The 11,500-nt window shown below is 58.2% G+C and carries 7 protein-coding genes; all 7 read right to left on the reverse strand.

Annotation, left to right across the window (positions count from 1 at the left end):
- Positions 1 to 1,304: condensation domain-containing protein (locus tag M2282_RS30685; protein WP_280812549.1), on the reverse strand; the 1,304-nt coding region annotated here is incomplete at its 3' end.
- Positions 1,305 to 1,533: 229 nt separating this feature from the next.
- A complete protein-coding gene (locus tag M2282_RS30690; protein WP_280812550.1) occupies positions 1,534 to 2,787 on the reverse strand; it encodes a pyridoxal phosphate-dependent decarboxylase family protein in 1,254 nt (417 codons plus the stop codon).
- Between the two features lie 62 nt (positions 2,788 to 2,849).
- Positions 2,850 to 4,088 carry a PLP-dependent aminotransferase family protein gene (locus M2282_RS30695; protein WP_280812551.1) on the reverse strand — a complete coding sequence of 413 codons (1,239 nt, stop codon included), beginning with the start codon at positions 4,086 to 4,088 and terminating at the stop codon, positions 2,850 to 2,852.
- Between the two features lie 121 nt (positions 4,089 to 4,209).
- On the reverse strand, positions 4,210 to 4,713 hold the full coding sequence (locus tag M2282_RS30700; RefSeq protein ID WP_280812552.1) for a VOC family protein: 504 nt from the start codon (positions 4,711 to 4,713) through the stop codon (positions 4,210 to 4,212).
- A gap of 2,461 nt (positions 4,714 to 7,174) precedes the next feature.
- Positions 7,175 to 8,050 (reverse strand): alpha/beta fold hydrolase, encoded by an 876-nt coding sequence (locus tag M2282_RS30705; protein ID WP_280812553.1) that lies wholly within the window; start codon positions 8,048 to 8,050, stop codon positions 7,175 to 7,177.
- A 226-nt stretch (positions 8,051 to 8,276) separates the two neighbouring features.
- Complete coding sequence (locus tag M2282_RS30710; RefSeq protein ID WP_280812554.1) at positions 8,277 to 9,935, reverse strand: pectate lyase; 1,659 nt, start codon at positions 9,933 to 9,935, stop codon at positions 8,277 to 8,279.
- A 475-nt stretch (positions 9,936 to 10,410) separates the two neighbouring features.
- Positions 10,411 to 11,193, reverse strand: a complete 783-nt coding sequence (locus M2282_RS30715; protein WP_280812555.1) for an IclR family transcriptional regulator — start codon at positions 11,191 to 11,193, stop codon at positions 10,411 to 10,413.
- Positions 11,194 to 11,500: the final 307 nt, after the last annotated feature.

Raw genomic sequence — 11,500 nt, forward strand, 5'->3', positions numbered from 1 at the left:
GCGGGGTCGGCCGCGATCGCTGCGAGCACGCGCTGCAGCCGTGCGGCCAGGCGCTCTACCGTGGCGCGATCGAACAGGTCGGTGGCGAACTCGATGCGACCAGTGATGCCCTGCGGCTTTCCGTCTTGGCTGCGCTGCTCCCGCAACTCGAAAGACAAATCGAAGATGGCAGCGTCCGTCTCAATCGACTCGGCGCTGAGCAAGGTAAGTCCTTGCAACTCGAACTTGGCCCGAGCATTGTTCTGCAACACCAGCATTACTTGGAACAGCGGATGTCGCGCCATGGAGCGCACCGGGTTGAGCACCTCCACGAGGCGCTCGAACGGCAGGTCCTGGTGGGCATAGGCAGCCAGGTTGGCTGCCCGCACGCGCGCCAGCAGATCCCTGAAGCTGGGATTGCCCGAGGTGTCGGTGCGCAGCACGAGCGTGTTGGTGAAGAAGCCCACGAGATCGTTGAGGGCCTCGTCATTGCGCCCGGCGATGGGGCTGCCCAGAGGGATGTCAGTGCCCGCGCCCAGGCGCGTGAACAAGGTTGCCAGCGCGGCCTGCAGCACCATGAACAGGCTGGCCTGTCCTTCGCGTGCGAGCGCGGCAAGGCGCTGGTGCAGTGCTGCATCGAGTTGGAAATCGAGGCTCTCGCCGCGGTAGCTGGAGACTGTGGGGCGCGGCCGGTCGGTGGGCAGATCGAGCTGCTCGGGCAGGTCGGCGAGTGCCTGCCGCCAGTAATTCAGCTGTCTTGCCATGACGCTGTCGGGGTCGCTCTCGTTGCCTAGCAACTCGCGCTGCCAGAGCGCGTAGTCGGCGTACTGCACGGGCAGTGGTGCCCACTCCGGCGGCTTGCTCTCACATCGCGCGCCGTAGGCCGCGGCCAGATCGCGCGCCAGCGGGGCCCACGACCAGCCGTCGCTGGCAATGTGGTGACACAGCATCAGCAGGACGTGTCGATCCTCGTCAAGGTGGAACAGCCAGGTACGCAGCGGAATCTCGCGATCCAGTTCGAAGCGATAGCCGGTTGCCTCGGCAAGTATTTCAGTGAAGGATTGCTCGGAAACCTTCTGTACATGCAGGACAGGGCACGCAATGTCAGGCGCAAGAATGAGTTGTTGCGGCACCTCATCAGCGTCCGAAAAGATGGTCCGCAAGCTTTCATGACGCGCGACCAGGTCTGCAAGAGCCGCGCGAAGCGCGGACTCGTCGACCTGGCCTTGCAGGCGCAAGACTGTTGGAACGTTGTAGGTCGGACTGGGTCCGTTGAGCCGATAGAGAAACCACAGCCGCTGTTGGGCAAAAGACAGGGGAATCATCGTTGGCTCCGAACTCATCGAGTCTTCAAGGTAGTAACAAAGGGGGCTTCGGGGGCGATAGGGATTTACTGCACCGGGCGGGTACGCGGCTGAACCCTAGCGAGCGGCACTGTCGCGCACCGCGAATGCGAGAGCGCTCTTGAACGCTTCGATCTCACAGCAATTGGCTGGGTGCCGTCCGAGCGGGCGACGGGTCGTCGATACCCCTCGGTTACCTCATGACCGTGCATCAGTAGGTCACCACACGCGAGGCATGCAGAAGATGAAAGTCTTCGTCGGAATCCTGGGTTCGTGCAAAGGCGACCGCAGCATTCAAATCCTCCATGTAGGGACCTACCATGGATTCGTGCACTAAATTAACAGTTTGCTGAATACCGGCTGGCTCAGCTACCAAACTCATATACCAATTTCGTCTCCGCATTTCATCGGCCATCGAAAAAATGGAAACCTTGTCGGAGACGATGGTAAGGACCGTGAGTTCAGGGTGCCCCAACACAGCGATTTCCTTTATTTCCTCAAACCCAGCCAGATAGCGATCGCGAAGAGCCATCAAGCGTTTTGTAATCTCTCGATAGCCATCCTCGCCAAGAAAATGCATTACCGCCCATGCGGAGGCAATTGGCCCTCCAGAACGCGTGCCTGCGAGGGTTGGAGTTACGTACTCTCCCTTTGGCCAGTTTCGAAAATGGCTGTACTGGAAACGGTGATCCTCTATATCTCGATAAAGAATAAGAGAGGCTCCTTTCGCGGTGTATCCAAACTTATGCAAATCAGTCGAGATCGAACGTACGCCGGCCACTCCGAAATCAAAGTCAGAAACGGGATGGCCAATTTGACGCACAAATGGAGCTAAAAGTCCTCCAATACAGGCATCCACGTGCAGCCAAATGTCATGCTTGATCGCGAGCTCACCCAGTTCAGCCACATGGTCGATCAAACCGTAGGGCAAAGAGGGCGCAGATGCAGCAATTAAAAAAGTATCACTATCTACAACGCGTTCCATTGCAGAGATATCGCAACGCCAGTCGGCGCCGACCGGAACACGGGTAATGGCGATATCTAGAAGTTGTGCGGCCTTGTCAAACGCAGGATGAGCGGATGAAGGAACAATGATGTTTGGCCTGCGAAGCGTGCGCGATGCACGCGTTTTATCGCGCGCTGCTTTAACGCTTAAAATTATGCTCTCGGTTCCACCTGAAGTAATGCTGCCCGAGGATTCGGTGTTTCCGTTTAGCAGATGAAGTGTCATTGACACGACATCTTGTTCCATTTTCTTGCAGCTAGGAAATGCATTTGGTGCGAGCGCATTGGTGTTTGAAAACATTGCAGCCGCCTCGCTTGCAATGTTGCTAACTGCCTCGCTTGCAAAATACCCGTGCAGAGGTAAACGCCCTTCACTATGGCGCCAATCGGAGCGTTGCAAATCCAGCAACTCCTGTCGAAGTATTTCGACGCTCATGCCGTGCTGAGGAAATTGAGTCATGCTGATTGCTTCGTTAGGCAGCGGGTTTAACCGGGAAAATCAGGTTGAAATAGATGTATTTGTCAAGCCGGAGTAGCCCTGTAGTCACCAACGAAGCGAGCAAATCGCGAAACTCCTTCCGATATGAATTCGGAGTTGGTGTTGCTGAACGCTAGGCGAACTCCTCTATGCTTGGTATCGTTCAAAGCAAAGAAAGCAAGTGGCATGACCAATACCTCATAGTCGCGTGCGCATATTTCTGCTTCTTTGTGAGTAAATTCAAAAGGAACAGTGACCGTGAGGAAAAATCCTCCGGTGGGTACGTTCCATTGCACCCTTTCTCCATTACTTCCGAATTCATTACCTAGGGCAGCGATCAATGCATCACGATTGGTTTTATAGAATTCCGTGGCGCGACTGGTGATCCTGGCAAGGCTGAAGTTTTCTTGCAGTAGCACTCCACCCACAATTGCCTGTGCGAGTTGGCTGGTGTTCACCGTACCAAAACTTTTGGCCTGAGAGAGTTGTTCCATCAGAGCGACAGTTCTGTCCTTCTGGCCGAATAGGTGCTCCGGTAAAATGGCGTAGCCCACTCGAAGTGCGGGGCAGATGGTTTTTGAATAGGTTCCGAGGTAGATAACGCAGCCATGACGATCGAGGGCGAACATTGTCGGAATCGGTGCCTCCTCAAATCGAAATAACCCATACGGATTGTCCTCCAGCACTGCAATCTCTTTTTGCGCGCAAAATTCTATGATTTCTTCTCTTGTTTCCCGAGGCAGTGAGGAGCCCGTGGGATTGTCGAAATCGGGGATTAGGTAAAGAGCGCGTGGTCTCAGGCCTTTGCTTTCTGCCGAAATAGTTGCCTTTTGCAGCTCCGCAACGAAATCCTCCGGTGCAGCGCATTCGAATGGGATCAAGGGAATTTGGTTGAGGTCTGCAACGCCAGTAATTCCGATGTAGGTTGGGGTTCTCGCAAGAACGACATCGCGGGGATCAGGGCACAGCGTGGTCAAGCAGAGATCCATTGCCTCCTGACATCCCGCAGTGACTATGACCTGGTTTTCGTTGCAATTGATTTTTTCATCGTTGGCAATCTGCCTTGAGACGAAAGAATTGATGATTCCATTTGTTCGCCCGTATTGGGCAATTCGATTAAATGCTGCATCGACCCCGAGGTGGTTGAATTCAGCGAAGTGCCGAATGAAATGGGATATGTGTTCGCCTGAATGTTGCAGATCAAAAAAACGCTCTGCAGGTCTTCCGGAGGCAAATGAAACTGCCTTGGGATACTTTTCGGCAATTTCGTTGAGAAAATTCATGACCTTCAGTCTCGAGCTCGTCGCTTTCTCTGCATTTGCACCAGTGCTGTTTGACATTTTTTCCTTTGCAGTGGAGTTGTGAGCGCGAGGCCCGCTGGGTGAGCCGCTTGCAGGCCTCAAGCTAGTACGCGTCTTTTTTTTCCAATTGGGAGAACAACTCTTGTACATTTTGATCCAGAAAATTTTCTTCCCCAGATCTTTCGATGAACTCAAAGCTCATGCCGGAGTTGAAATCTCGGCTCGTAAAAATCTGTCTAAGTCCCGCGCCTGAAATTATGGTGGTATCAAATTTCAAACCCTGCTCGCTCAGTTCGCCAACGACCTCGTCAATGTCATCGACGGCAAGCGCGATATGTGCGATGCCTGGGCCAAAATTTTTAATAAGCTTGGACACTTGTGAATCTGGTTCGGTACCTTGCAGCAGAACGAATTTAATGTTGTTGTGATTTAGATCGGCCGCAATCATGCCCGTCTTCTCGCCAGCAATTTGTCGTCGACGCACCAATTCGAAACCAAGAACTTCGACAAAAAAATGGATTGCCATTTCCAATTCCCGGACGGCAATGGCAATATGATCTATGTTTCGAAATAGATTCTTTGGTGAGGCGCTAGACTCTTGCTTCATTAGCAATCCTTGAATTCTAAAAAAAATGCGAAAAAACTGAATTGAAGCCTTCCGCCGCCTTACTAATCGGCGGTTCGTGGCAACGTTTTATATATAGAATTTCTCGCCATGGCAAAACGCAAGCTGCGCCTGCGCTTTGGACATGGCGGCTCTGACCATGGTTTGGATGGCTGACTCGACGCCTCAGGTCATTCAGCTGGTGGCCCGTAATGAAGGGCTGCTGAGATCCAAGAGGGTTTGGCCGATGCCTGAGTGCAGGCGTTTGAGGACAACGGCAGATACCGTAGCGCCAAAATCCGCTCGCCGTGGTGCGCCGGAAGAGGGGGCGCGCATTCCTGCAAATTTCAACGGTCGCAGCGACGTCGGGGGGGCAGGCACCTTGAGAGATTTTTTGTTCGAACCAATCTTCTGGTTGAGTGCAAAAGGGCCGAACGCCCTGTGACCAAAGCAAGCTCATTCGAAACCATTCTTCTTGTCGGGGCTAATGACGAGACGCGATCAGGGTCACCTTTATGATGACTCGTGGCGTGGTTGATTGAAAAAGGGGCGCAAAGGTTCGCGTGAATTGGAGCGGTGAGATCTAGCGAGAGTCCAGTGCACTTGGTGTACCCACTCGTGCGCTTGCGAGATTCCCTCGACCGGTCGACTCTTGGGTCTGCGCCCATTGAGAGCAACCGTTCGGGTTGAAGCAACTTGGGCTGCAGATGCTGCTTCTCGTAACTAGCCACAGTGTCTTCGCATCTAACCGGCCAGTAAACACGCCCGCCTTTGTCGTAGGACATCAGAGACGGTGTGTGCCGCGAGTCGGGTGGCCCGAACTCGGCGCATCTAAGGACGCCAATAAAATCGCAACAAGCGAACCTATAGCTGTCCAATTGCATTTCATGAATTCCAGAAATGCTGTTCAAGGCGTCGGACCATACGGACTTCACCGCCGGAGCTTTGCATATTTGGCTGAAGCGAGCATTAACTTTCGTCATTTATCAGAGCATGAAACTAGGGCGTATCCTTTTCAGGCGTGCTCGCTCTCAAGCGTTACCTTCCCGCGAAAAGAAGGTCTCTCGTTTTACACACTCACGAGAACAACGGCAAGACGACCTAAAGTTTCAATCTATAAGTACTCAATTAAAATAGAGATGGATTGTGTTGAGAGCTTTCGTATTAAAAAATTGAAAATTCTGCTTGTTACGTCTTAATAGGTTGCCCGAATACTGCTTCGGCAGTCGGCGCAACGATGCTGGACAGGCGCTGAGAGTTGATCCGTAATAATTCCACGAATGCTGCCCTTGACTGATGTGCAGGCAGCGGAAAGCATCTGACCCTAACTGCAGTCCCGCTTAAAGGTGTGCGCTACGAGGAGATGGTGCGCACGATGAAGATTGAGCAACACTCGGCGAAGGCGAGCCGACGACATCACCACCGGGCGTTCAAGCAGGAACTGGTGCAGCAGAGCCTGAGCTGGGCGCGTCCGTGGCGGCAATAACGCTGTGCAGTGGCGTCAATGCCAACATCTGTTCAAGCAGGGCAAAGAACATCTTCGGACTACCGGTGGCGCAGCTTTCGTTGTACTGCTGCCGATAAGCGCCGCACCGGCCGCAGAGGCCATGACGATGGCCATTTCGATCGGGCCCAGGTCCCCGTAGTCTGGACCGGCGCCGCGCAGCGGCGTCATTGAGCTGAGGTTTGCCGGTGCGCAAGGCGAGCGGCATTGGTGGCCAGACGAGTGTGACCGTTGTGCGCCGCGATGGAGCTCGATACGAATGTCTCCTTCAACGTTCGCCGTCGGCAACGCCAGTGGAACAAATGGCGTGATAGGCATCGGGCCTTCTTCTGCCGGCGGCGCGGCCTTGAACTCCGACTGCAATGCGTGCTCCGCGTCGGCCACTCGTTTGCGCAGCATGTTCGCGTTCAAGCTATGCCCTAGTGTTACTGCTGCCGTCCAGGACACCCTGGCGCAACGCGCTGCTGAATCCTGCCGCCTTGAACTGCGCGCTGTGCTGACGCCGGCGGCGCTCCCCGTCAAATCCATTCGGCAAGTGTCCATCTGCCCACCTAACTAAGCGGACACGAGCCTTCCAAATCGACAATCCAGAATCAACATGTTCACCCCCTTACAGAGCTTGCGCGCGGCGCGGCCGATCCAGGTACTGCGCAAAGCAGCATGGTGGCTGCGATAATCACGACAGGCCGCTTGGGGATGGTCAGTGGTTTGATGCCACTTTCGCGCTTCGGCCGATGGTCAGTTTGGTGTACCCCAGCGTGTACCCTGAGAATTCAGACAGTTGCGAGGACAAGAACCGGTACGGCCTGAGGAGCTTTTTTCGATTCCGCCCCAGCACCACCTATCGCTGCGCAGGCTCTTCAAAGAGCACTGCGAAGCCAAAAAGCCCTAAGCAAATCAACTGCTTAGGGCTTTTTGCATTCTGGACGGCCAGAGGCCTTGGCGGCGAAGCGTGTCCTGTTACCCGGGCGGCGCATGCACCCGCCCCAGAAAATCGCGCATCAGCGCCACCACTTCATCGAGGTGCGTCTCCAGCAGCCAGTGCCCGCCGTCCAGCAAATGGAACTCGGGGTCCGGCAGATCGCGAAGATACGCACGCCCCGACTTTTCCGGCATGTAGTGATCCTGCGGGCCCCACATGATCAGCGTCGGCGGGCGGTGCTCGGCCAGGTATTGGCGGTGCTGCGGGAACCAGGCGCGGTTTTCCTTCAGCCCCGCGATCAGACTAATCGCGATCTCCTTGCGCTCGGGCGTGACCAGCGACCAGTGCAGCTTCCACAGATCCGGAGGAATGCGCTCGGCAAGCTCGGGCCTCACTGCGTTGAGAAACTCCTCCTCGAATACTTCTTCGGTGATCGCCTCGGCCAGCTTCGCACGCATCTGCGTCACGGGCAGCGTCCAGGTGCTCTCGATCTCGGCGTACTTCCGCCCCAGCGCATCTTCATAAGGGATGTCGCCGTTCTGGATGATGAGCGCCACCACGCGCTCGGGTGCCTTGATGGCCAGGCGCACGCCGATCGGCGATCCGAAGTCGTGGAGATAAAGCACGAAGCGTTCGATGCCCAGCGTCTTCACGAAGCGATCGAGAAAGTCCGCGTAGCCATCGAAGCTGTAGTCGAAGCCCTTCGGCGTCGCGCTGTAGCCCGCGCCGGGGTAGTCCGGCGCGACCAGCCGCCAGCGGTCGGCCAGGCGTGGCATGAGGTTGCGGAATTCGTACGAGGAGCACGGGTAGCCGTGCGGCAGCAGAACGACGGGTGCATCGCTCGGCCCGGCCTCTCGGCAGAAGGTTTCGACATCGCCAACCCTGACGCGGCGGTGCCGCACGTGATTGCTCATGAGCGTCTCCTGTTCGCTTGCCAGCGGCCGGAACCGGGTCCGCTCGGCAATCGCCGGAGGTTAAAAATCCTCCGGCCGGTTCGGAGGTCGGTGTTCGCCGACGCACGCCGTAGGCGCGGGCGGAAAAAAACGCTCGCACGATTTCCGCCGCCCGGCTCGCGGGCTTGCTGCCGGCCTTCAAAGCAGTCCAGGTACCGTGACTGAAGACCGGGCAGGGCGACGGTATTCAGGCCACCGGCGAAACGAACGAGATCAGCCGCCCCATGCGGGAAATGAAGTTCGACGTGGTGATGAACTGCGGCTTGTCGCGCTTCACGTAGGGCTCGATGTCGGGCGGCGCATCGGCCGGATAGGGTGAGGTGTCGTAGATGTCGCCGACATGGCGGCTGCGATAGGCCGTGCCGGTATACGGCGTGGCCGGACCGTCGCCGCGGTACGGGTTGACGATCTCGGGCACGGGCGCGGTCCAATAGTTACCGTTCACCAGCGCGGCCACGATGGCCTGCGCTTCGGATTCCGGCACGGCGGGGGTCTTCAGCACCGCACCTTCGAACAGGTCCGGGAAGTCCACTTCGCGAACTGCGGCGAAGTACTTGGGCAGGGCGCGCGGCGCGGTGGCCTTCAGCGGCGACTTCGCGACCATGGCGTCGATCTGCAACTGTGTCATCGCGTTGAGTTCGTCCAGGCGCTTTTGCAGCGCGGCGGGGTCCACCGAGCGGCCCGACGAATAGTGGCTGATGGTGTTGGTGATGTCCTTGTCGAAGAAGTAGGCGCCGTTGTGGATGTTGGAGCCGTAGCGGTGCACGAAGAGCGGTTCGTTCGTGTCGAGTTCGATGAAGGTGGCCACGTTGCGTCCGGCGAGCAGCGGATTGAGCGTCGCGACATCGGCGGGCAACTGGATCGAGGGAGATTTCAGCCAGTCGATCGCCTTCTGCAATTGCGACAGGTACTTCTTGTCGCCGGTCAGCGTGAAGTAGCCAAAGAGCTGCTGGATGTTGGTCTGCGTGGTGTGCGTGGCCAGGGAGCGGGGCTCGTAGGAGCGCGCGCCGGCGGGCGCGCCGGCAGGACGACCGCTCGTTGTGCGCGACAGGTGCTGCAGGCTCCAGCCCGACTGCAGCGCAAGCGCCGGGGAGGTCCACTGCATCCGCTGCATGCAGTCCATCGCCCGCGTGATGTTGGCCACCAGATCCGTTCGGCCGAGCGTCATCACGCACATCGTGAGGAACTTGATGTTCTCGCCCATCACGTCGTCGTTGAAGGTCACGTGCAGCGTGTAGTCGCCGTCTTCCATGCCTGCGCGTGCGTCCGTGGGCAACTGCGCCGGGTTGGGCAGTGGCATCGAGGCGACCGCGTTGGGGTTGTGCGGAAAGCGCTGCGGCCAGCCGCCGTCGGCCACGCCGAACTGCGGACCGAATTGCGCGTCGGTGATGAATCGGATGGCGTTGTCGGTCGCGGTCCGGTAGACCGGGTCGTTCTTCTCCAGGTACATGCGCAGCATCAGCTGCGAGGCGACGGCGGTGGTGGCATCGTCGAAGGTCGCATTGCCGTAGTAGTGCTGGAACTCCTCGAGGCGCCAGCCGTTCTTGCCGACCGTCTCGTACCAGTCCTGCAGTGACGCCTCGCCGTTGAAATCATGGATGTAGTTCCAGCCACCCGAGCTGTGCTGGGCGGCGGCAACCGCCTTGGCCGTGCGATCGGCCGCTTGATAGAAGCGCTCGTCGCCGGTCGCGTGGTAGGCGTCCAGGTAGATGTGGCCGATGGAGGAGGTTCCCGGCGGCTGCAGCCAGAGCATGGTGCGCTTGGCCTCCATTTCCCCGAACGTCTGCGTCAGGTCGGGCGAGTACGACCACACGTAGCCGCCGCGGTAGGAGACGACTTCGTCCATGTAGCTGGCTGCGCGCTTGAGTGCTGCTGTGGCCGTGGCTTGTGGTGTAGGCGCCGGGGCAGGCGCGGGCGCGGGCGGCGGCGGAACGGGAAATGGAAAGACGGGGCCGTTTCCGCCTCCACCACATGCCGCCAAAGCGACGGGAGACAGGACCGAAATTGCAAATTGCCTGCGTTTCATGGATTCCCTCTTGATGGGTTGATGTCCGACGTCGCCGGGTCTGGCAGTCATCAGATGTCGTACAACACTGTTGTCTTAGCTGCAGCGGGGCGAATTATTGAGTCAGCTCCCGGTCAGGGTCAACAAGAGAAACGTAGAAGATGTAGCTGGGATCAGGAAGTAGTCACATAGTTGTAGGACAACGTACGAGATGACCGCGTCGGCTAGCGCCGAAATAATCTCGCACGGTTGCTGCCCCGGCCGGCTGCGAGGCCGTTCCCCAACCGGTTGTCGTTGCAGGTGGACGCGTTGCCCGTCAAGCCCGCTTCTTGAAGTGCATCGACGCACCGCTTGCGCGGCTCAGTTCTTCTGCGGACTCGAGAAGCTGCGGGCCCAACTCCAGCATGCGTTCCTCGGTCAGCCGCACCAGCGGTCCCGCGATCGTGATGACGCCGATCACCGCGCCGTTGCCGCTGCGCACCGGCGCGGCCATGGCAGTCATCGCGGGGGCGAACACCTCGCTGATCATCGAGAAGCCACGCTTGCGCGCTGCGCGCAGGAAGGCCAGCAGCGCCTTGACGGTGGTCGGCGCTTTCGGGCCGAAGTCCTCGGGCTGTCCGAAGCCCTGCCTGGCGACCAGCTGGAGCGCCTGTTCGTCCGTCATCGTGGAGAGCCACGCGTGGCCGGCCGAGCTGGATGAGAGGTTGACCGACAGGCCCATGTCCGGGTCGTAGCGCAGGCCCCGCGTGGCGCCCTGTGCTTTGGCCACGAAGGTCAGTTCGTCGCCATCGACCACGGCCAGCCGCACCAGTTCGCCGGAACTCGCTGCGAGCCTGTCGAGCATCGGCTGGGCGATGTCCACGATGCCGCTGTTGCTCAGGAAGCTCAGACCCAGCGACACCAGCTTGATCGTGAGCATGTAGTCGCCATGGCTCTGGTCCTGGCGCACATAGCCGCAACGGACCAGTTCGCTCAGCAGGCGATGGGTGGCGCTCAGGGGCATTTCCAACGCGGCGGAGAGCGCCGACAGCGCCCGGCCTTCGGGGTGGCCGGCCAGGTGTTCAAGCACCTTGAAGCTGCGTTCGAGTATGGCGGTCATGCGGATCACTTTAGCATTTTGCCAAGTGTTTTCACTAGTAGAAAGATTTTCCACTTGCCGATTAAGATCGCGCCGCCGGACGTCGAGTCGCCAGTGGATGGCCCCGACATGCACCCCTCAATCGAAGCTGGAGATCCAATCTTGAGAACGCTTTACCGCTCGCTGGCCACCGCCGGCCTCGCCCTCGCACTGGTCGTTCCCGCCTTGGCACAGGCGCAACAGGAGCGCGTGATCCGCTTCGGCCACCTGAACAACGCCGACCACCCCGTGAGCTTCGGCGTCAAGCGATTCGCGGAACTGCTCTCGG

The organism is Variovorax boronicumulans, from assembly GCF_029892485.1.
GTDB classification, from domain to species: Bacteria; Pseudomonadota; Gammaproteobacteria; order Burkholderiales; family Burkholderiaceae_C; genus Variovorax; species Variovorax boronicumulans_B.

Bases quoted from the DNA above. Each gene is read 5' to 3' on its own strand.
- M2282_RS30690 (WP_280812550.1), bottom strand. From the start codon at position 2,787: ATGACTCAATTTCCTCAGCACGGCATGAGCGTCGAAATACTTCGACAG.
- M2282_RS30695 (WP_280812551.1), bottom strand. From the start codon at position 4,088: ATGAATTTTCTCAACGAAATTGCCGAAAAGTATCCCAAGGCAGTTTCA.
- M2282_RS30700 (WP_280812552.1), bottom strand. From the start codon at position 4,713: ATGAAGCAAGAGTCTAGCGCCTCACCAAAGAATCTATTTCGAAACATA.
- M2282_RS30705 (WP_280812553.1), bottom strand. From the start codon at position 8,050: ATGAGCAATCACGTGCGGCACCGCCGCGTCAGGGTTGGCGATGTCGAA.
- M2282_RS30710 (WP_280812554.1), bottom strand. From the start codon at position 9,935: ATGGACGAAGTCGTCTCCTACCGCGGCGGCTACGTGTGGTCGTACTCG.
- M2282_RS30715 (WP_280812555.1), bottom strand. From the start codon at position 11,193: ATGACCGCCATACTCGAACGCAGCTTCAAGGTGCTTGAACACCTGGCC.